The organism is Mycobacteriales bacterium (genome assembly GCA_036497565.1).
GTDB lineage: Bacteria > Actinomycetota > Actinomycetes > Mycobacteriales > QHCD01 > DASXJE01.
Map to the genome: position 1 here is coordinate 1 of DASXJE010000021.1, position 20,135 is coordinate 20,135.

Below are 20,135 nucleotides of genomic sequence, written 5' to 3' on the forward strand. Positions count from 1 at the left end.
GCGCGGCTCGGTCAGGATGCGGATCAGCGCGGCCCGGTCGAGGTTGCTGACCGTGGTGATGACCGGCAGCCGGCCGACGAACTCCGGGATCATCCCGAACTTCAGCAGGTCCTCCGGCATGATTTCGGAGAACGCGTCAGCGGTGGTGACGTCGAACTTGCCGCGGATCTCGGCGCCGAAACCGATGCCGTTCTTGCCTACCCGCGACTCGATGATCCGCTCCAGGCCGGAGAACGCGCCGCCGACGATGAAGAGCACGTTGGTGGTGTCGATCTGGATGAATTCCTGGTGCGGGTGCTTGCGGCCGCCCTGCGGCGGGACCGACGCGGTCGTGCCCTCGAGGATCTTCAGCAGCGCCTGCTGCACACCTTCGCCGGACACGTCGCGGGTGATCGACGGGTTTTCGCTCTTGCGGGCGATCTTGTCGACCTCGTCGATGTAGATGATCCCCGTCTCGGCGCGCTTGACGTCGTAGTCGGCGGCCTGGATGAGCTTGAGGAGGATGTTCTCGACGTCCTCACCGACGTAGCCGGCCTCGGTCAGCGCGGTGGCGTCCGCGATCGCGAATGGGACATTCAGCATCTTGGCCAAGGTCTGGGCGAGCAGGGTCTTGCCGCAGCCGGTCGGGCCGAGCAGCAGGATGTTGGACTTGCCCAGCTCCACGGTCTGGTCGTCGCGGTGGGCGCCCGCAGGACGCTCGCCGCCCGCGCGGACCCGCTTGTAGTGGTTGTAGACGGCCACGGCCAGCGTCTTCTTCGCCGGCTCCTGACCGATCACGTACTCATTGAGGAAGTCGTAGATCTCGGCCGGGCGGGGCAGCTCGTCGAACTTGAGCTCAGCGGACTCGGAGAGTTCCTCTTCGATGATCTCGTTGCACAGGTCTATGCACTCATCGCAGATGTAGACCCCTGGTCCCGCGATGAGCTTTTTGACCTGCTTCTGCGACTTACCACAGAAGGAGCACTTGAGCAGGTCTCCACCGTCGCCGATGCGTGCCACCTACACCCTCTCCCTCTCCCACCGGCGGGTCGCGGCCGATGCGTTGGCCCGACGGTACCCCGTCGGGCCGTGTACGCACCTCCCTTTCTCGGGGGGCGCGCCGCGCTCCGGCCGCCGTCAGCCGGACTTGGCTTCCGACAGCTTCCGGGTCTGGATGACCTCGTCGATGAGGCCGTAGTCCTTGGCCTCGCTTGCGGTGAAGATCTTGTCGCGCTCCACGTCGGCCTTGACCTGATCGAGCGTCTGGCCTGTGTGCCGGGCCAGGATGGTCTCCATCAGGGTGCGCATCCGGCCGATCTCCTTCGCCTGGATGTCGAGGTCGCTGATCTGCATCGGCCCCTCGACGCCGCCGGAGGGCTGATGGATGAGGATCCGCGAGCTTTCCGTCGCGGCCCGCTTGCCCGGGGTCCCCGCGGCGAGCAGCACCGCGGCCGCCGACGCGGCCTGCCCCATGCAGTAGGTCTGGATGTCGGGGCGGACGAACATCATCGTGTCGTAGATCGCGGTCAGTGCCGTGAACGACCCACCTGGCGAGTTGATGTACATCAGGATGTCGCGGTCCGGGTCGTTGCTCTCCAGGACCAGCAGTTGGGCCATGACGTCGTTCGCCGAGGCGTCGTCGATCTGCACTCCGAGGAAGATGATTCGCTCCTCGAAGAGCTTGTTGTAGGGGTTGGACTCCTTCATGCCGTAGCTCGTGCGCTCGACGAACGAGGGCAGCACGTAGCGGCTGGTGGGGTGCAGTGGGTCGCTCACTTGTGTCGTCCTCCGAAAGTTCGGTACGCCGGCCCGGGTGGCCCGCTGGCTACTCCGACGGAGCCACCCCGCCGGGCACGTCCTGCGCCCTGCTCACGACGTGGTCGATGAATCCGTAGTCCAGTGACTCCTGGGCGGTGAACCAGCGGTCGCGGTCGGCATCCTTCTCGATCTGCTCGACGGTCTGACCGGTCTGCTGAGCGGTCAGCTCGGCCATCTCGCGCTTGGTGAGATTCCACTGCTCGGCCTGGATCGCGATGTCCGACGCCGTACCGCCGATGCCGGCCGACCCCTGGTGCATGAGGATCCGGGAGTGCGGCAGGGCATAGCGCTTGCCGCGGGTGCCGGCGCTGAGCAGGAACTGCCCCATCGAGGCAGCGAGGCCCATCGCCCAGGTGGCGACGTCGCACGGGATGAGCTCCATCGTGTCGTAGATCGCCATCCCCGCCGTCACCGAGCCGCCGGGTGAGTTGATGTAGAAGTTGATGTCGCGCGCCGGGTCCTCGGCCGAGAGCAGCAGCATCTGCGCGCACAGCTGGTTGGCGGTGGCGTCGTCCACCTGGGATCCCAGGAAGATGATCCGCTCGCGAAGCAGGCGGTCGAAGACCGAGTCGTTGAGGTTCATGCCGCCCGAGGCCCGCGACGAGGGCGCCCGCAGCGACGGCGAGGTCGGGCCGGACGTGAGGTCGGTCACGATGCTTCTGCCTCCACGGATCGGGATCTTTCTCTTACGGCGACCCTAACGCGCGCTCGACCCCGGAGAATCCGGGTTCGGTCCTTGTTCGCTCAGGGCGTGGACCGGCAGCGTGGAGAGGGCGGCCGATCCTCAGCTGCGCTGTTCGGCTTCGGACTCGCTCGCGTCGTCCGAATGCTGTTCGGCCTCGGCGGCCGGACCCTCGGCGTCCGCCTGGGCCTGCTCACCCGTCTGCTCGTCCGGCACGGTCGGGTCGGCGGTGCCGTCGGCGGCCTCGTCGTCCTCGTCCGGGCCCAGCAGCGGCGTCAGGTCGACCGGGTTGCCGGCGGAGTCGGTCACGGTCGCCGCGGCCAGGGCGTGTCGCATGGCCTTGTTGCGGCGTACGTCGGCGACCAGGGAGGCGAGGTTGCCGGACTGCTGCACCTGTTGGGCCAGCTGCTGCGGCGCGACGCCGTAACGCTGGGCCTCGGCGACGATGTGCTCGGTGAGGTCCTGGTCGGAGACCCCGATCTGCTCGGCGTCGGCGAGGGCGTCGAGCACGAGCTGGGTCTTGACCGCCTGCTCGGCGCTGCTGCGCATCTCCGCGTCGATGTCGGCCTCGCTCTGCTCCTGCGCCTTCAGGTAGTCCTCCCGGCTCATGCCGGCCTCGGCCAGCTGCCGGTCGATGTTCTCCTGCCGCCAGTTGAGCTCGGTCTCCACGACGGAGTCCGGCAGCGGTACGTCGGTCGCGGCGAGGAGGGCGTCGAGCACCTTGTCGCGCGCGTCGCTGCCCTGTTGGGCCTGCTTGACCCGCTGCAGCCGGGTCCGGATGTCCTCGGTCAGCTCGGCCAGCGTCTCGAACTCGCTCGCGGTCTGGGCGAAGTCGTCGTCGAGTTCGGGTAGCTCCTTCTCCTTCACCGACCGCGGGGTCACCGAGACGTCGGCGGTGCGCCCGGCGTAGTCGCCCCCGACGAGCTCGGTGGTGAACTCCTTGGTCTCGCCGGCGGACATTCCGGACAACGCGTCGTCCAGGCCCTCCATCAGCTCGCCGCTGCCCACCTCGTAGGACATCCCGGTCGAGGCGGCGTCCGGCAACGGCTCGCCGTCGACGCTGGCCGAGAGGTCGATCGAGACGTAGTCGCCGGACTGCACCGGCCGGTCGACGCCCTGCAGCACCGCGAAGCGGTCGCGCAGCGCCGAGATCTGCTCGTCGATGTCGGAGTCGGCGACGTCGACCTCGTCGACGGTGGCGCTCAGCCCGGCGAGGTCGGGCAGGGTCAGGTCCGGCCGGACGTCGACCTCGGCGGTGAAAGCCAGCACGTCGCCGTCGTCGATCTTGGTGACCTCGATGTCTGGCTGGCCGATGACCTTGGCGCCGGTCTCCTGGATCGCGTCGGCGTAGTAGCGCGGGACCGCGTCCTGCACCGCCTCGTTGAGCACGGTGCCGCGGCCGACCCGGCGGTCGATGATCGCGGCGGGTGCCTTGCCCGGCCGGAAGCCGGGGACCCGGACCTGTCCGGCGATCTGCTTGTAGGCACGATCGAGGCTGGGCTTCAGCTCGTCGAATGGCACCTCTACGGCCAGCCGGACCCTGGTCGGGCTCAGGCTCTCGACGGTGCTCTTCACGGCAGGATCTCCTCGATCGTCGGGGGGCGGTACGACGCGGACCGCCGAACCGGCGGTCACCGCAACCGAGTCTAGGGGAGTCCTGCGGGCCGCCGAGCCAGACGCCGGACGACGGTCGATCCGCCTCCGGTCGATCGGTCGGGGTGGCGGGATTCGAACCCACGGCCCCTCGCTCCCAAAGCGAGTGCGCTACCAAGCTGCGCCACACCCCGGCGGTGCGACGCCGAGTCTAGGCGACCCGGGCCGGACCAGCGGCTACGCTGTGACCGCGCCGCACCGTGGCGTACGCGGGCGTAGCTCAATGGCAGAGCCCCAGCCTTCCAAGCTGGACATGCGGGTTCGATTCCCGTCGCCCGCTCCAGCTCGAAATCCCGCCGGTTCGATCGAGCGAGGAGCCTCATGACCGGCACACCTGGCAGCGAACCGCACGGCGACGGCGGCGTGGGCACCGTCGACCGCAGTCACCTGCTCCTGGTCGGCGCCGGGCCGGGTCTGGGGATGGCCGTCGCCCGGCGCTTCGCTGTCGGTGGTTACCGAGTCACGTTGGTCGCCCGGAACGCCGACCGGCTGGGTGACCTCGCGCGCGGCTTGTCCGACACCGGCGCCGAGACCGCCACGATCGAGGCGGACGCCAGCGATCCCGAGGGCCTGGGTGCCCGAATGGCCGACCTCTACCGCGGGGAAGGCGCACCGGGACTCATCATCTACAACGCGGTGATGGGTACGCCGGACCAGCTGTTGAGTGCCAGCGTCGCCCACCTACAGACCGCCTATGCCGTCGACGTGATCGGTGCCATCGTCGTCGCGCAGGAGGCCGCCCCGGCGATGCGGGCCGCGGGATTCGGCGCCATGATCGTCACGGGTGGTGGCTTCGCTGATCATCCGATACCGGCGCTCGCGACGGTATCGCTCGGGAAAGCCGCTCTCCGGTCGGCCGCGACGATGCTCGGGGCTGACTTGGCACCGGACAGCATACGAGTGGCGACGCTCACGATCGACGGGCAGATCGTTGCCGGTACCGCCTTCGACCCGGAGCCCATTGCTGAGCGCTACTGGGATGTTGTCCACTCAGACGACCCGTGGCAGGCGGAGTTCCGCTTCACCGGCCAGTAGCCGAGGTGACCAGGACCATGGACCGTGACGCGCAGACCCGGGCCCGGCTCGAGCAGCACTGGGAAGCCTCCGACCGCGGGGACATCGAGACCGAACACGCCATCTACGCACCGGACGGGATCCTGGACTACCCGCAGTCCGGGGAGCGCTTCCGGGGCCGGTCGAAGATCCAGGCGCAGCGCGGCGGGCACCCGGCCGAACGCCGCTTCACCGTCCTCCGTATCCAGGGCGGCGGCGACCTCTGGGTGAGCGAGTGCGTGATCACCTATGACGGCGCGCCCACCTACACGGTGAGTGTCATGGAGTTCAGCGACGGCCTCGTAGCCCACGAGACCCAGTTCTTCGCCGACCCCTTCCCGGCTCCTTCCTCGCGGGCGGCGCTGGCTGAGCCGATCCCGGCCCGAGACTGACGAACCGTCGCGGGCCCCTTATCCCCGCTGGACGAAGGCGAGCGCCAGGTCGGCGACCTCGCGCCAGCCGCTGTCCACGGTCAGGGCGTGGCCCCGGCCGGGAACCTTGACGATCTCGGTGACGCCGCTGTTGCGGCTCTGCCGCTTGTACGAGGCGTTGGAGATCGCCCAGGGGACGGTGTGATCCTCTTCGCCGGAGATGATCAGCATCGGGCCGCGGTCCGGATTCTCGGTGTCGACTTTCGCCTCGGTCCAGGGATTGAGATTGGCGGTCGCGCCCTGGAAGAGGGGAAGTCCGGGAGCCGGCACCGCATAGGTCTCGTACAGCTCCTTCGCCTCCTCTTCACTGACTGCGTTGGCGAAGCCGTAACGGAACTGGTCGAAGGTCAGCGGGACCGCACGATGCCGGTTCGCGGGGTTCTCCAGCACCGGCGAGGCAGACCGCAACGCCGAGAACGGCAGCGGCAGCACACCGCGGAACGGCGCCGGGGAGATCGCCACCGTGGCGGCGGACAGGCCACGTCCGGCCAGCATCTGCGCCAGCAGGCCGCCGAAGGAGTGTCCGATGACGGCCGGCTTCTTCGACAATCCGCCGATGACCTCACCGAAGTGGTCGGCCACCTGTCCCACCGACTTACCCGCCAGCACCTCGGGATGTTGGTTGGCCTCGCGCACCGTCTCGGGGTCGTCGGGCCAGCCAGGTGACACCGCCGTATAACCGGCGTCCTCGAACGCCTTCGCCCAACGATCCCAGCTGCTGGGCAGCAGCCAAAGACCGTGGACGAACACCACCGGCGGCAGCCCGGACGAATTCGCGCGTTGTACCTGCTCGGCCTCGTGCTCGGTGACCGTCGTGGCGTCGCTCTGCGAAGCCGTCATGACGCCCGGATGAAGGCGAGCAGATCCGCGTTGAACTGGTCCTTGTACGCGACGGTCTGGGCGAGGCCGTGCGGAGCGCCGGCATAGACCTTGAGGGTCGCGTCTTTGACGATCTTCGACGAGCGGTACGCCGCCGCGACGATGGGCACGATCTGGTCGTCGTCGCCGTGGATGATCAGGGTCGGGATGTCGAACTTCTCGAGATCTCCGGTCTGGTCGGTCTCGGAGAAGGCCTTGATGCAGTCGTATGCGCCCTTGAGTCCGACCTGCATGCTCAGCCGCCAGAACGAGTCCCGGAGCCCCTGCGACACCGTGGAGCCTGGCCGGTTTGCGCCGTAGAACTGCGCGCTCAGGTCCTTGTAGAACTGCGACCGGTCAGTGGCGACGCCGGCCCGGATGCCGTCGAAGGCCTCGATCGGCAGGCCGTCGGGGTTGGCGTCGGTCTTCAACATCAGCGGCGGGATCGCCCCGAGGAGCACCGCCTTGGCGACCCGCGAGGTCCCGTGCCGGCCGATGTACCGGGCCACCTCTCCCCCGCCGGTGGAGTGGCCGACGAGGACGATGTCGGTCAGGTCGAGTGTCTCGATGACCTCAGCGAGGTCGTCGGCGTAGGTGTCCATCTCATTGCCGGCCCATGACTGGCCGGAGCGGCCGTGGCCGCGGCGATCGTGCGCGACCGCGCGGAATCCGTTGGACGCGACGAGGAAGGCCTGGTCGTCCCAGGCGTCGGCATTGAGCGGCCAGCCATGGCTGAAGACGACCGGCTGCCCGGAGCCCCAGTCCTTGAAGAAGATGTCGGTGCCGTCCTTGGTGGTGATTGTTCCCATGCTGAGTGGTCCTCCCGTGAGGTGGAGTGGTTCGCGACGGCGTCCGACGAGGACGTGGAAAAGAGACCTATTCGCTCACCCCCCGGTGGATTCTCGGCGGACTGGAAGGACACAGCACGAACGCCGAGGATCATCCCAACCATCGCAGCGCCGTCATCGAAAGGCAAGGGATGGCTCGATGCCGTTCGCCCCCGCGCTACCTGACGGTCACCTCGTCTTCGCTCTACGGGCCGACGAAGTTCGATGTCGCGTCGTAGCCTGCGCTCCAGTGGGCCGCCGCAGCCGGCTCGGCGAGGCGGACCTGGATGGGCACACCACCACCCCGCACGAGTTCGATGACGGTGTCACTCAAGCACCAACCTGCGGCGATTCGGGTGGCCCGCTCGACCGTCCACGACGCATGCGCGGCGCTGACGGTGACGTCCCGTGACACGGCCGTCCTGCTGACCTCCGAACTGGTGACCAACGCCGTTCGGCACGGTCAACCGCCGATCGACATCACCATCGAACGCGATCAGCGGGTGGTCAAAGTCACCGTCACCGACACCAATCCGGCCCGCCCGGTGCTCAGCCCGCGCAGGCTCGCCACGAGTGACCACCGTGGACTGCAGATCGTCGACGCCCTCGCCGCCGCCTGGGGGGTGCAGGACCGGCCGGTCGGCAAGGCGGTCTGGTTCTACGTCACCGACGACGACGCGGTCCCCCTTTGAGCTGTCGGCGGTGTCGTCGTCCGGATCCGCCGTCAGGGGAAATTCTTGTGGTCGGTGACGATCTCGTCGAGCGCGTGTCGGGCGTCGGCCGCGCGCGCCGGATCGGCGTCGGACAGATCGTCGGCAGACGGCAGGCACGCGGCGAGTCCCCACGCGCGACCACGTGCCCACGTCGCGTCGTCGATCGTGAGCGCGGCACGGAAGAGGTCGCGGTCGGCAGCAGAGCGGAACCACGTCCATGCGGCGATCAGGTCGCAGGCGGGGTCGCCGACGGCCACGGTTCCGAAGTCGATGACGGCGCTGAGCCGGCCGTCGACGGACAGCAGGTTTCCCGGTGCCGGGTCACCGTGGATCCAGACGGGCGGGCCGTCCCAGACCGGCGCAGCCAGAGCCGACTCCCACACAGCGGTGAGCGCATCGGTGTCGACCAGTCCGGACAGGGCCGCGATCCTGGTTCGCATGCGATTCTCGACGACCGGGGAGTCGCGCCGGTCGTGCAGCGCCGCGCCGCGGAAGCCGTTGCTCCACTCCGGTGCCGGGCCGCCGGTGGGCTCGATCCGCTGCAGGGCGGCGATGAACTCCCCCAGGTCGGTCGCTGTTCGGCGCGGATCGGACAGCCCGGCGACGGTAGCGGTCTCACCGTCGAGCCACCGGTAGACCGACCACGGAAATGGGTAGCCCTCGGCGGGGACTCCCGCAGCCAGCGGTACGGGCACGGGCAACGGGAGCTGCGGAGCCAGTAACGGCAGCCACCGTTGCTCCCGTTCGACCTGCCCGACCCACCGTGGGAGCCGGGGAAGCCGCACCGACATGTCCTCGCCCAGCCGGTAGGTCGCGTTGTCCACTCCGGAGCGAGCGACCGGCGTGATCGGGAGGTCGGCCCAATACGGGAACTGGGCGCCGACCAACCGACGTACGAGCGCGCCATCGACGGGCACCTCGTCCGGTCGCAGCTCACCAGCGGACACCGGGCGACTCCTTCACCGAGCTGTCAGGGGGATCGGTCGGTATCCATCCCACCGGGAGGGGAACGGACCCGTCCACCCATTTCCGGCCGGACGGCGCCGTAGGTCAGGCATGATCCTTACGACGCCGGCGGGGAGGCCAGTTGATGAAGTTCGAGACCCTGGATGCCACCTTCGTCATCGACACCTTCTTGCTCCTCCTGATCGGGGTCGGACCCAAGATCGCCCTGGTGCCCTTCCTCGAAGCGACCTCCGGCATGTCCGAGGAGACCAAGCGCCGGGTGACCCGCAAGATGCTGACCACCGCCGGCGCGACGGCAGTGGTTCTCCTCGTGCTCGGCGGGCTGCTGACCAACCTGTTGCACTTCTCGCCGGGCGCGCTCGGCGTCGCCAGCGGGATCATCCTGCTCATCATCTCCGTGACCATGGTGCTCGGGAAGCAGGGCCCGGACAACGGCGGCCATCCGACCGAGAAGCAGGACCCGATGCAACTGGCGGTCTATCCGCTGGCGGTTCCCTATCTGCTCAACCCGGCCGGAATCGTCGCACTGGTCACCGCGTCGGCGGAGTCCAGCTCGATCGCCGTGTTGGCCGTCGTCGTCGGCATACTCATCGTCGTGCTCGCGCTCGACGTCGCCGTGTTCCGGTGGGCGGTGCAGATCGGGGATCGCCTCGACGAAAGCCGGATGCTCTTGACGGAGAAGGTGTTCGGCTTCCTCCTCGCCGCACTCGCGGTCCAGCTGGCACTCCAGGGACTGTCCGACGTCGGCGTGATCCATCTGACCGGCCACTGACCGACGCGCATTACTCAGGCGCTCCGGACACCCTGCACGACCGGGCCGATCTCCGCCGCCACCGCGTCAGGCGTACGGCTGTCGGTGTCGACGATCAGATCAGCGCGGGCGCGCAGGCTCGCCCGCGACGATGCGTAGCGCTCGAGATGATCGAGCCGCCACCCGCGAGCCTCCGCCGAGGATTCGATCCGGCGGCGCAGCGCCGGGTCGGTGGCGTCGAGCAGCACGTGCAGAATGTCCTGACCGGCCGCCCGGAGCCCGCCGAAGATCTCGTCGGCGTAGTCCTCGATCAGGATCGTCTGGCTGACGATGAGATCGTCGCCGGTGTAGTCGGCGAGAGCGAGCGCCGTGTCGACGACGAGCCTCCGCCACGGCGGCCAGTGCTGGAAGTCGCTGACGGGGTGGTCGGCGAGCGCTCCGCGCAACATGAAACCGACGGTCTCCGGATCGAAGAGTCGCCAGCCGGGCAGTTGCTCGTTCAGTGCCGCGGCCGTCGTCGTCTTGCCGACGCCGAACGTCCCGTTCAGCCAGATGATCACCCGGGGAACGTACCCCGGTCGATCCGTCGGTGCCCTACTCCCGCGCGAGCATCGCCGCGGCCTCGCGTTCGAGGTCGACGTAGGGGTCGCCGCTGACGTCGACGGCGACCCGTTTGATCGTCCCGCCGGTGAAGGCGTACGGGTGCTCGCCCGGGTAGTCGCTGGTCGTCGGTTCGCCGCTGTCCCGGCCGATGCACAGACCCTCACCGGCGAGGCTGAAAAGGCCCGGCTGGGTCTTGATCCGGCCTTCGCCGACCTTCGTCTCCCCGTGGTAGAGGGACAGGATCCCGGTCGCGACACCCGGTGGGTCCTCGCCGTCCTTGTCGAACGAGGCGGACAGGATCAGGTCCTCTCCGGTCGGGAGGTCCGCTGTTGCGTCGATCTTCTGCTCGAGCAGACCGACGAAGTTGTACACGTAATGCAGCCGGTTGTCCTTCACGTACAACGCGTGCCCGCCGAACCGCGAACCGTGCGCAAAGAGCACCCCCTGGGCGCCCGGTGCCGGGAGGTCGACCAGCGCCCCGATGCTGTAGGAGCGGTTACGGACGTTCACCGCTTGCGCCTCGGGCACCTCCGCGGTGCCGGCGAAGTAGGTGTATCGGTTGCGCGGAGCAGACAGCTGCGGCCGCGGGGTGACGATGATCTCCAGCGCGGACCGATCGTCGAGCGGGAAGGCGCTGTTTTCTCCGGCCTGGGCGAACCAGAGGTTGATCAGTTCGCGGAGCTTGTCCGGATGCTCGGCGGCGAGGTCGTGAACCTCCGAGCGGTCGACGTCGGTGTGGTAGAGCTCCCAGGCGTCGTCGTTGAAATGGCTCCAGCCGCTGAGCGTCGGGTGCGTGCTCACGGCCTTCCAGCCGTCGTGCCAGATTCCGCGCGAGCCGAGCATCGAATAGAACTGGGTCTTGCGTGCCGACGGCCCGGAGGCCAGCTCAGCGCTGTAGGTCATGCTCACGCCGTCGAACGGGCTCTGTACGTGGCCGTTGATCGTCGTGGGTGGCTCGACGCCGAGCGTGTCGAGGATGGTCGGCACCAGGTCGATCGCGTGGTGGTACTGGTGGCGCAGCTCGCCCTTGGTCTTGGTCGCGCCGGGCGTGCTCGACGGCCAGGAGATGATGCACGGGTCGGCGGTGCCGCCGTTGAACTCGTACCGCTTCCACATCTTGAACGGCGTGTTGAAGGCCATCGCCCAGCCGTTCGGGTAGTGGTTGTAGGTCTTGGTGCCACCGAGCTCGTCGAGCATCGCGAGGTTGGACTTCATGTCGTCGGGGATGCCGTTGGCGAACTTCATCTCGTTGACCGAACCGTCAGGGCCGCCTTCGCCGCTGGCTCCGTTGTCCGATACGACGATGATCATCGTGTTGTCCCGCTGCCCGGATTCCTCCAGGTAGTCCAACAGCCGGCCGATGTGGTGGTCGGCGTGCGCCAGGAAGCCGGCGTAGACCTCGGCCATCCGGGAAAAGAGCTGCTTCTCTTCTGTGGTCAGCGAGTCCCAGGGCTTGGTGAAGTCCAGCGGCGGGAATGGCGCGCCGTCCGGGCCGGTGCGGGTCTCGGGCGTGCCGATCGGGTTGATCGGCGGCAGTTCGGTGTTTTCCGGGACGATGCCCATCTTCTTCTGCCGCGCGAGGGTCTGCTCACGGAGCGCCTCGTAGCCCATGTCGAAGCGGCCCTTGAACTTCGCGATCCAGTCCTTCGGTGTGTGGTGCGGTGCGTGTGCGGCACCCGGTGTGTAGTACAGGAAGAATGGCTTGTCCGGCGCGATCACCTTGGCGTCTTTGATGAACTCCAGCGCCTTGTCGGTCAGGTCCTCGGTGAGGTGATAGCCCTCCTCGGGTGACTTGGGCTGGTCGACCGGATGGTTGTCGTAAACGAGGTCCGGGAACCACTGGTTGGTCTCCGCGCCGAGGAACCCGTAGAACCGCTCGAAACCCCGACCCGTCGGCCAGTTGCGCCGGGTCGAGGCGAGGTTCATCTCCACCGTGGGGCACAGATGCCACTTGCCCGTCATGTAGGTGTTCCAGCCCACCTGGCCGAGGATCTCGGAGACCATGCCGTTCTCCGGCGGGATGGTGCCGCTGGCGTTGGGGAACCCGACGGCGGCCTCGGTGATGCAGGCCATCGAGTTGCGGGTGTGGTTGCGGCCGGTCAGCAGACAGGACCGGGTCGGCGAGCACAGTGCGGTCGTATGCCATTGCGTGTAGCGGAGTCCGGCATTGGCGATGCGTTCGATGTTGGGCGTCTCGATCGGCCCGCCGTAGCAGGACATGGCGGAGAAGCCGACGTCGTCGAGCACGATGTAGACCACGTTCGATGCGCCGTCGGGCGCCTTGGGCGGTTCGAACGGCGACCAGTCGGGGACCGAGTCCCTGATGTCGTTGTTGATGGTCCCCTTGAATGTGTCGCTCACCGCTGACCCCTTCCGATCACGTGCCGCGAATTCTCGATGGCAGGGCCATGACGAGGCATCACCCTCAAGGGGTGAGGTCACCGAGCGCGGTCAGGACTTCTCGGGGAAGACCACCGCCCAGTCGGCCGCCATGTCGACCACCGTCCACCCTCCTTCGCCGGCGGCGGGAAGGAGCTTCGCCGTCCCGCTGCCCAGGAGTGGATCGTCGTCGTAGGCGAATTCTCGATCGGCGTCGGTGTGGTGTACGGCGAGCTCCAGCGTCCGGTAGGGGCTCGCCGCGGTCCACTGCAGCATCGGAAGGTCGCCGTCGGTGTTTCCCGCGGCGAAGATCGGGCGCTGCCCGACATGGGTGTGGATCGAGATCGGCTTCTGCGGCCCGTCGTCGAGGATCTGCAGGTCTGTCCCCTTGACCAGTTCCGGACCCTTCTCACCCATCCGGACCTCGGTGCTCCCGATGCTGCCGATCACCCGGTGCGGTGCGAGGTCGTAGGCCTGCCGCGACCAGACCCGCATGAAGTCGGCCCCACCGCCGGAGAAAATCCAGGACGAGAACCCGAGGCGGTCGAGCAGTCCGAGCAGTTCGAGCATCGGTTGATAGACCGAGGTCAGGTAGGTGCCCCCGCTGCGCGGATGCCGTGATGTCGCCATCCACCGCCGGCACGCTTCCTCGAATTCGTCCGTCGTGATGTTTCCGTGGGTCAGGGCAAGGAGTTGGAGCAGCGCCTTGCGGCCGCCCGACTTCAGCTCTTCCGGGCTGGTCGGATGTCCCAGCTCCGCCGCCCGATCAAAGGCAAAGGCCAACTGGGCGTACATCGGCCGCTCCGCCCAGAGCGTGCCGTCGTTGTCGAATACCGCCACCCGGTCGCCTTCCGGAACGAAATCAGCCGAGCCGCGATCCGTCACCGCGGCGACGAAATCGACGATCGACTTCTTGGTCGGTGTGTCCCGCCAGCTCGGTAGTGTGTCGCTGCTCATTGCTGCCGCCTCCCGCCGTCACCGGCTCCGGTCGTTGTGGCCAGGCAAGCACTGCGTCGCGGAGACGACATCGCCCAGGAGGGGTGAACCTGCGCGTCGGACGGGTGCAGGATCTCGATTCAGGCACCGGCGATCAGCCACCGGTGTCAGCATGAAGGAGTGATGGCCTCAGCCGACGAAGCCCGCATGATCGACCGCCTCGCGGACCGTTTGGCTGAGCAGTTTCCCAACACTCCCCGTGAGACGGTCCGCGCGATCGTCGACTCCGCCCATGCGGAATTCGCCGGCCGACCGATCCGGGACTTCATCCCGATCTTCGTCGAGCGGGCGGCCCACCGTCGGTTGAACACTGCCGCTGCCGTCGGCTGAGCCGGCCGATCCGGTCAGCTCGCAACCCGAGCGGCCGCCCAGGCCTGCACGATGTCGACGAAGCCGCCGGCGAACTGGAAGTGATGGTGCCGGTAGCCGGCCTCCTCGCTGGTCATCCCGACTTCCGAACCCAGGTCGACGACGTTCATCCCGTGACCGGTGTTCGGGAAGAGCAGCACGGTGGCGGCGTGGTTGCCCGCGTCGTAAAGCGCCTTGCCGACCCGCTTGGCGCTGAGCAGCGCGGGGAGATTCGAGTCGTGATCCCCGACCAGGTACAAAACCGGGACGGCGATGTCGCGGTAGGAATCGACCGGGTCGAGGGTCCACTCTTCCGGATCGGTCGTGTGGTTCGGGAGTTCGTCGACGAGGTCCTGATAGGTGCGGTACGGCGGCACGGGACCGAGGAACGGCGCCTGGATCGCATACAGCTGGACGGTGATCCCGGCCAGCTCCGGACTGCTTCGCACCCGCGCCGCCAGCGCGTCGAAGCGTGCCGCGGCGGTTGCGTCGGGGACTCGGGAGAGCAGGAGGTCGTAGACCAGCGCCCAGAGTTCGGTGACCTGCTCGATCTGCGCTTCCGGGACACCCTGCTCCCGCAGATCGAAGGTACGACGGTGGATCTCGGTCTGGATGGCCGTCGTCCCCGAGGCGCCGATCACCGCCACGAAGGCGACGTCGCGCCGCCGCGCGGCGACCAACGGCGCGACCCAGCTTCCGTTGCTGAAGCCCCAGACGCCGACCCGGTCCGGCCGGATGTCCGGACGGGACTGCAGGTGGTCCACCCACGCCTCCGCGTCGTCGGACTTGTCGGGGAAGGACAGCGCCGGGTCGCCGGTCGACTCACCGTGACCCCGGCGGTCGTAGACCAGCGCCGCCATGCCGGCGTGGACGAAATGCTCGGCGTAGGCCCGGTAATAGTCGCGCCGCCCCCCGGCCGCGCCGTGGATCATCACGATGGCCGGGTGTGGCCCGGGCCCTGGCGGCATCATCAGGGTGCCGGCCAGCGTCCCGTCCGGACCGTCGATGCTCAGGGCCTCCTCGGTCCAGCTCTCGAGCCGCTCCACCGTCTGCTCTTCCGCCGCGCCGGCCACCAGGGACCGGACGGCGTGGATGCCCGCGTTGTCCGGGGCCAGCGAGAACAGCTCCAGCGACTCGGAGAGCATCGTGCCGCTGGTGTCCGGGTAGATGCGCACGAAGCGATCGTGTTCGGAATAGAACAGCACGGGTGTGCCGACCCAGTCGTCGGCGTTGACATGAATGGAGATACGCCGACCGTCGGCGAGACCGTACTGCGCGCTCAATGCGCGGTAGACCGGGATGTCCCAGGCCGCCACCCGCCGGAGTTCGACCTGTCCTGACGCTCCGCCGGCCGTCGCGCGCCCGACGAACCGGTGTTCGTCCAAGGTCCCGGAGAATGTCCACTGCTCGCCCGAGTAGGAGGCGCTGCACGACATCACTCCGCCCGGGTTGGTTCCGGTCGTCACCGGGAGGCCGAAGACCTGCCTGTTGGGCAAGTCCAGGGTGACGTTGCCGGGAACCGTGATCGGCCCGTTCAGTTTGAGGAATTCGACCCGATCGTCGATCCGGAAGTGCCCCACCCACTCCTCGGGCGCATCGGCCATATTCGAAGCTCCTCATTTCGGGGCACCACCGAATCGGCAGATTAACACCCGGAAATCGACCGTATATCTGCCGGCGTCCGGATTTCGACGGCCCAAATACCGATCTACCCCGGTAGGCTTCGCGTCCGTGGCGTTCTTCACGTTGACGCAGGTCTACGGGCCCAACTGGGACCACTCGCGACCGCGCCGCGAACAGGATTCGTGGGACGAGCACGCGACGTTCATGGACGGACTCGTCGACGACGGCTTCATCATCCTCGGTGGTCCCGTCGGAGACGGTGAGCAGGTCCTGCACGCCGTCGAAGCGGCGGACGAACACGAAGTCAGGGCGCGGCTCGAGCCCGATCCGTGGGCGACGATGGGACTGCTGCAGATCGGTGAGATCCGGCCCTGGACGGTCTGGCTCGACGGCCGGCACCGCAAGCGGACGAGCTGAGCAGGACCGCACCACATGACCGGGACGGGTCCCAATCCACCGCTCTTCCGCGACGAACGCGCATCCACCGGCAGCGAGCGCGAGGTCCTCGAGGCCTTTCTCGAGCTCTACCGCGGCGTGATCGTCGTCAAGGTGCAGGGCGTCTCCGAGGAAGACGCCCGGCGGCGCCTCGTGCCGTCGCTGTCGACGCTCGGCGGCATCCTCAAGCACCTGCGCTGGGTCGAGGTCGGGTGGTTCCACCTGCTGTTCGACGACCGAACCGAGGACAACCTCCGACCCCATGATCGGGACTGGGAGTTCACGCCGGAACCGGGCGAGACCCTCGACGTACTCGTCAGCGACTATCAGTCCGCCTGCGAGCGGTCGCGCACGATCGCGGCGGCACACCAACTCGATGACCACGTCCCGCACAAGCGGATGGGCGAGGTCTCCCTGCGCTGGATCTACGTCCACCTGATCGAAGAGACCGCCCGCCACGCCGGCCATCTCGACATCCTGCGCGAACAGCTCGACGGAACGACGGGTTTCGATTGACCTGTTGACCTTGTCCCTGGGGCAGGCCGCACGGTAGGGGTGCCGGGTGAGCCGCATCCGGCGGAACCGAGAGGGGTGGCGGGATGTACGACGTCAAGGTGCGCGAGGTACCCGAGCAGCCGGTCGTCAGCGAGGAACGGACGGTGACGCAGGCCGAGCTCGTGGAGTGGCTCCCGGGAGCGATGGGCCGGGTCGCGACGTCGGCGCAGGGTCACGGGGGTGGGCTGGAGACGTCATCCCTGCCCTACCTCGCCCGCGACGACCACAAATCGGCGCAGGTGTTCATCGTGCTCTACGAAGGCAACCCCACCGAGGGCCCGGTCCCGGTCGAAACGTGCGCGCCGATCGCCCGGGAGCAGGGCGAGGGGACCCGCACGATCCCGGCCCACCGGGAGGCCTACGTGCGGCTCACCCGGGCCCAGTGCGAGCCCATGTCGAAGATCGGCGCGGCGTACGCCGCCGTCGAGCAGTGGATCGGCGCCAACGGCCACGAGGTCTCCGCCGCACCGCGCGAGACCTACTTCACCGACTTCTTCGGGGCCGCCCCCGAGGACGACGTGTTCGACGTGTCCTTCCCGATCCGCTAGATCGGGAGAAGATGTGTCGGTGGGTGTGACGGAGGAGAACGCCGGTCGGGCCGCCGCGGAGCCCGACCGGCTGCTGAGCATCGGTACGTTCGCCCGCCGGTCGCGGTTGTCGATGAAGGCGCTGCGCATCTACGACCGGCTGGGCCTGCTGACCCCGGCCTTCATCGATCCGGCGAACGGCTACCGCCGCTATCGGGAGAGCCAGCTGGGGACTGCCCGGCTGGTCGCCATGCTGCGCCGGCTCGACATGCCACTGGCCCAGGTCGGCGAGGTGGTGTCGGCGCCGGCCGACACCGCCGCCGACCTGATCACCGCCTACTGGGATGCGGTCGAGAGCCGGGTGGCCGGCCAGCGTGCGCTGGTCGCGCAGGTGCGCGCCGAGGTGCTCGGCGCGAGAGGATCCGCCGCCGGGTTCGCCATCGCGGAGCGCGAGGTGCCTGAGCAGCTCGTGCTCACCGCACAGCAGCACCTCGTGGTCACCGGACTGTCCGACTTCATCAGCTCCACCGCGCGGCGCCTGAACACGTCTGCGCAGGCCTACGGCGGCCGGACGGCGCCGCTGTTCGTCGTCTACCACGGCGAGGTCAATGAGGAGAGCGACGGGCCGGTCGAGGTCTGCGTACCCATCGACGGCAGCAGCCAGGTCTCGCCCGACATCGCGACCCGCCGCGAACCTACGCACCGCGAGGCCTACGTGCGGCTGCGCAAGGAAGAGGTGGTGTTCCCGCAGATCCTGACCGCCTTCGACGCGGTCCATCAGTGGACCCACGAGCAGGACAGGTCCATCACCGCAGCGCCGCGCGAGGTCTACTTCGCCGACTTCCTTGCCGCGGCGCCGGCCGACGAGGTGTGCGATGTCGCCTTCCCGATCCGCTGACCGCTCCCCTCCGCTCGTTTCCCCTCTTCAAACCCATGATCGTGATCGGATAAAGCCGCGAAACGCCGTACGGATCCGATCACGATCATGAGATGGGAAGCGTCGAGGAGAAGACTCGGACCATGCCCCACATCGATCCGTTGCTCGAGCGCAACAAGCACTTCGCGACGACACCCGCCCGCGACGGCGCCCTGATCGTCCCGCGGGTCCCGGTCTACGTGATCACGTGCCTCGACCCGCGCACCGATCCGTCGGCGTTCCTCGAACTCGGCGTCGGCGACGCGATCGTCGTCCGCAACGTCGGCGGCCGCATCACACCGGACGTGCTCACCGACCTCGCCTACATCGGCTACCTGTCCCAGACGGTCTCCCCCGCCGGCCCCCGGTTCGAAGTCGTCATCGTCCACCACAACCAGTGCGGCACGGCGTTCCTGGCCAATCCCGACTTCCGCCGCGGCTTCGCCGACCTCACCGCCGGCGACGACGCCGCTCTCGCCGCGAAAGCCGTCGTCGACCCCGAGCAGACTGTGCAGACGGACGTCGACCTGGTGCTCTCCAGCACCGTGCTGCCGCGCACGATCACCGTCTCCGGCCACGTCTACGACGTCACTACCGGCCTCATCACCACCATCGTCCCGGCTCGACCCATGCCGACCAACGTCACCTCGGAGTGAAGGCCCATGTGCGACACGACAGCAGGTCCAGGTCAGGTTGCCCAAGCGGTTCCACGGCCCGCCACGGGTGAAGCGGTCGACCCGATCGCGCTCGAGCCGGTCGACGAGGTGGTGATCACGACCCTGGTCGACAACGTCTTCGACGCCCTGCTGACCGGCGATGAGCGCACCACACGGGCGTCGTTCGGCGTCGGTGCCGCTCGTGCTCCGCAGTTCGAGTCCGGGTCGACGGCGGTCGGGTTGATGGCCGAGCACGGGTTCTCCGCGCTCGTCACCGTCCGCCGCGGATCCGCGACGACGACGCTGCTCTTCGACACGGGTCTCTCGCCCGACGCGATGGTCGTCAACGCCGACCGGCTCGGCGTCGACCTCTCGCAGATCCAGGCGGTGGTGCTCAGCCACGGCCATTTCGACCACGCCGGCGGCCTGGCCGGGCTGGCCGGCCGAGCCGGCTCCCGATTGCTCCCGATGGTGGTCCACCCGCTGATCTGGACCCGTCGGCGCCTCGCGGTCCCCGGCCGCGAACCCGAGGAGCTACCGACGTTGAGCCGGCGGGCACTGGAGGGCGAAGGCATTGTGGTGGTCGAACGCCGCGACCCCTCACTTCTCGTGGACGGAAGCGTGCTGATCACCGGCGAGGTCGATCGCACCACCGAGTTCGAACGCGGCATGCCGCCCGCCCATCAAGCCTGGACCGGCTCGGCCTGGCAGCCCGACCCGCTGATCCTCGACGATCAGGCCCTCGTCGTGCACGTGCGCGGACGCGGTCTGGTGGTGCTCACCGGGTGCGGGCACGCCGGCGCGATCAACATCGTGCGGGACGCGCAACGACTCACCGGCGTACCGACCCTGCACGCGCTGGTCGGTGGTCTGCACCTGGGCGGCCCCGCGTTCGAACCCATCATCGGTCCCACCGTCGGCGCGCTCACCGAGATGGCCCCGAGCCTCCTCGTCCCCGGTCACTGCACCGGGTGGCGTGCCCAGCACGCCCTCGCCGCGGCCCTGCCCGACAGCTGGGTCGCCGGCAGCAGTGGCTCGTCCTTCTCGCTCACCGCCGCCTGACCCCCGTCCAGCGCCGCTCCCGCTCATGATCGTGATCGGAAAAAGCCGCGAAACGCCGTACGAATCCGATCACGATCATGGAAGTCGGGGGGTCGCGCGGGGTCAGCGGTGCTTGAGGTCGCCCGGGCCCAGGTGGCCGACGATCGGCGTGAGCACCGCGACACCCAGCGCGACGTAGGCGCCGACCCGCAGCACGGCGTTGATCGGCCCGGCGGTGTGCACGGCCTGCGGGCCGGCGAGCTCGTCGATGGTGGTCGCCGCGAAGGCCACCGCGATGCCGCCGATGGTGACGAGCGAGGTCAAG

24 protein-coding genes and 2 tRNA genes are annotated in these 20,135 nt (G+C 68.3%); 12 read left to right on the top strand and 14 right to left on the bottom strand.

The window, feature by feature from the left end:
• The 5 genes from clpX to VGH85_02220 form a co-directional block, all read right to left on the bottom strand.
• Positions 1-999: ATP-dependent Clp protease ATP-binding subunit ClpX (gene clpX, locus VGH85_02200; protein ID HEY2172601.1), on the bottom strand; the 999-nt coding region annotated here is incomplete at its 3' end.
• A 117-nt stretch (positions 1,000-1,116) separates the two neighbouring features.
• Positions 1,117-1,755, bottom strand: coding sequence for an ATP-dependent Clp protease proteolytic subunit (locus VGH85_02205; protein ID HEY2172602.1), 639 nt, complete (start codon positions 1,753-1,755; stop codon positions 1,117-1,119).
• Positions 1,756-1,804: 49 nt separating this feature from the next.
• Positions 1,805-2,380 (bottom strand): ATP-dependent Clp protease proteolytic subunit, encoded by a 576-nt coding sequence (locus VGH85_02210; GenBank protein ID HEY2172603.1) that lies wholly within the window; start codon positions 2,378-2,380, stop codon positions 1,805-1,807.
• Between the two features lie 201 nt (positions 2,381-2,581).
• The gene (tig, locus tag VGH85_02215; GenBank protein HEY2172604.1) at positions 2,582-4,054 is read right to left on the bottom strand and encodes a trigger factor; all 1,473 of its coding nucleotides are present in this window, start codon (positions 4,052-4,054) and stop codon (positions 2,582-2,584) included.
• 138 nt (positions 4,055-4,192) lie between these two features.
• Positions 4,193-4,266, bottom strand: a tRNA-Pro gene (locus tag VGH85_02220).
• Positions 4,267-4,341: 75 nt separating this feature from the next.
• On the opposite strand from VGH85_02220, the gene VGH85_02225 reads away from it, so the two are divergent.
• The 3 genes from VGH85_02225 (at position 4,342) to VGH85_02235 (ending at position 5,577) form a co-directional block, all read left to right on the top strand.
• Positions 4,342-4,415 (top strand) — tRNA-Gly (locus VGH85_02225).
• Positions 4,416-4,453: 38 nt separating this feature from the next.
• Positions 4,454-5,167 carry an SDR family NAD(P)-dependent oxidoreductase gene (locus VGH85_02230; protein HEY2172605.1) on the top strand — a complete coding sequence of 238 codons (714 nt, stop codon included), beginning with the start codon at positions 4,454-4,456 and terminating at the stop codon, positions 5,165-5,167.
• Positions 5,168-5,184: 17 nt separating this feature from the next.
• Entirely contained in the window at positions 5,185-5,577 is a 393-nt protein-coding gene (locus VGH85_02235) for a nuclear transport factor 2 family protein (protein HEY2172606.1), read from the top strand.
• A gap of 18 nt (positions 5,578-5,595) precedes the next feature.
• On the opposite strand, the gene VGH85_02240 is transcribed toward VGH85_02235, so the two are convergent.
• From VGH85_02240 to VGH85_02250, 3 genes are all read right to left on the bottom strand, one after another.
• Positions 5,596-6,456: an alpha/beta hydrolase gene (locus tag VGH85_02240; GenBank protein HEY2172607.1), complete on the bottom strand. Its 861-nt coding sequence runs from the start codon at positions 6,454-6,456 to the stop codon at positions 5,596-5,598.
• Positions 6,453-7,283: an alpha/beta hydrolase gene (locus tag VGH85_02245; GenBank protein HEY2172608.1), complete on the bottom strand. Its 831-nt coding sequence runs from the start codon at positions 7,281-7,283 to the stop codon at positions 6,453-6,455. Before VGH85_02245 ends, VGH85_02240 begins: the two co-directional genes overlap by 4 nt.
• 223 nt (positions 7,284-7,506) lie before the next feature.
• Entirely contained in the window at positions 7,507-7,635 is a 129-nt protein-coding gene (locus tag VGH85_02250) for a hypothetical protein (GenBank protein ID HEY2172609.1), read from the bottom strand.
• Here VGH85_02250 and VGH85_02255 point away from each other — a divergent pair.
• Complete coding sequence (locus VGH85_02255; protein ID HEY2172610.1) at positions 7,619-7,993, top strand: ATP-binding protein; 375 nt, start codon at positions 7,619-7,621, stop codon at positions 7,991-7,993. The genes VGH85_02250 and VGH85_02255 overlap by 17 nt on opposite strands.
• A gap of 32 nt (positions 7,994-8,025) precedes the next feature.
• On the opposite strand, the gene VGH85_02260 is transcribed toward VGH85_02255, so the two are convergent.
• Positions 8,026-8,961 carry an aminoglycoside phosphotransferase family protein gene (locus VGH85_02260; protein ID HEY2172611.1) on the bottom strand — a complete coding sequence of 312 codons (936 nt, stop codon included), beginning with the start codon at positions 8,959-8,961 and terminating at the stop codon, positions 8,026-8,028.
• A 143-nt stretch (positions 8,962-9,104) separates the two neighbouring features.
• Between VGH85_02260 and VGH85_02265 the strand changes: the two genes are divergently transcribed.
• A complete protein-coding gene (locus tag VGH85_02265) occupies positions 9,105-9,752 on the top strand; it encodes a MarC family protein (protein ID HEY2172612.1) in 648 nt (215 codons plus the stop codon).
• Positions 9,753-9,766: 14 nt separating this feature from the next.
• Here VGH85_02265 and VGH85_02270 read toward each other — a convergent pair whose 3' ends face one another.
• The 3 genes from VGH85_02270 to VGH85_02280 form a co-directional block, all read right to left on the bottom strand.
• Positions 9,767-10,291: an AAA family ATPase gene (locus tag VGH85_02270; GenBank protein HEY2172613.1), complete on the bottom strand. Its 525-nt coding sequence runs from the start codon at positions 10,289-10,291 to the stop codon at positions 9,767-9,769.
• A 34-nt stretch (positions 10,292-10,325) separates the two neighbouring features.
• A complete protein-coding gene (locus VGH85_02275; protein ID HEY2172614.1) occupies positions 10,326-12,695 on the bottom strand; it encodes an arylsulfatase in 2,370 nt (789 codons plus the stop codon).
• A gap of 90 nt (positions 12,696-12,785) precedes the next feature.
• Positions 12,786-13,670 carry a haloacid dehalogenase-like hydrolase gene (locus VGH85_02280; protein ID HEY2172615.1) on the bottom strand — a complete coding sequence of 295 codons (885 nt, stop codon included), beginning with the start codon at positions 13,668-13,670 and terminating at the stop codon, positions 12,786-12,788.
• A gap of 162 nt (positions 13,671-13,832) precedes the next feature.
• Between VGH85_02280 and VGH85_02285 the strand changes: the two genes are divergently transcribed.
• A complete protein-coding gene (locus tag VGH85_02285; GenBank protein ID HEY2172616.1) occupies positions 13,833-14,039 on the top strand; it encodes a hypothetical protein in 207 nt (68 codons plus the stop codon).
• A 14-nt stretch (positions 14,040-14,053) separates the two neighbouring features.
• On the opposite strand, the gene VGH85_02290 is transcribed toward VGH85_02285, so the two are convergent.
• Positions 14,054-15,661, bottom strand: coding sequence for an alpha/beta fold hydrolase (locus VGH85_02290; protein HEY2172617.1), 1,608 nt, complete (start codon positions 15,659-15,661; stop codon positions 14,054-14,056).
• 127 nt (positions 15,662-15,788) lie between these two features.
• Between VGH85_02290 and VGH85_02295 the strand changes: the two genes are divergently transcribed.
• The 6 genes from VGH85_02295 to VGH85_02320 all read left to right on the top strand — a co-directional run bounded on the left by VGH85_02295 (position 15,789) and on the right by VGH85_02320 (position 19,831).
• Positions 15,789-16,097, top strand: coding sequence for a YciI family protein (locus tag VGH85_02295; GenBank protein HEY2172618.1), 309 nt, complete (start codon positions 15,789-15,791; stop codon positions 16,095-16,097).
• Between the two features lie 15 nt (positions 16,098-16,112).
• Positions 16,113-16,631: a DinB family protein gene (locus VGH85_02300; GenBank protein ID HEY2172619.1), complete on the top strand. Its 519-nt coding sequence runs from the start codon at positions 16,113-16,115 to the stop codon at positions 16,629-16,631.
• Between the two features lie 83 nt (positions 16,632-16,714).
• Positions 16,715-17,218 carry a GyrI-like domain-containing protein gene (locus VGH85_02305; GenBank protein HEY2172620.1) on the top strand — a complete coding sequence of 168 codons (504 nt, stop codon included), beginning with the start codon at positions 16,715-16,717 and terminating at the stop codon, positions 17,216-17,218.
• 19 nt (positions 17,219-17,237) lie between these two features.
• Entirely contained in the window at positions 17,238-18,095 is an 858-nt protein-coding gene (locus tag VGH85_02310) for a MerR family transcriptional regulator (GenBank protein HEY2172621.1), read from the top strand.
• Positions 18,096-18,187: 92 nt separating this feature from the next.
• Positions 18,188-18,769 carry a carbonic anhydrase gene (locus VGH85_02315; GenBank protein HEY2172622.1) on the top strand — a complete coding sequence of 194 codons (582 nt, stop codon included), beginning with the start codon at positions 18,188-18,190 and terminating at the stop codon, positions 18,767-18,769.
• Between the two features lie 6 nt (positions 18,770-18,775).
• Positions 18,776-19,831 carry an MBL fold metallo-hydrolase gene (locus VGH85_02320; GenBank protein ID HEY2172623.1) on the top strand — a complete coding sequence of 352 codons (1,056 nt, stop codon included), beginning with the start codon at positions 18,776-18,778 and terminating at the stop codon, positions 19,829-19,831.
• A 102-nt stretch (positions 19,832-19,933) separates the two neighbouring features.
• On the opposite strand, the gene VGH85_02325 is transcribed toward VGH85_02320, so the two are convergent.
• Positions 19,934-20,135 (bottom strand): hypothetical protein (locus VGH85_02325; GenBank protein ID HEY2172624.1); only part of this gene is annotated, 202 nt, incomplete at its 5' end.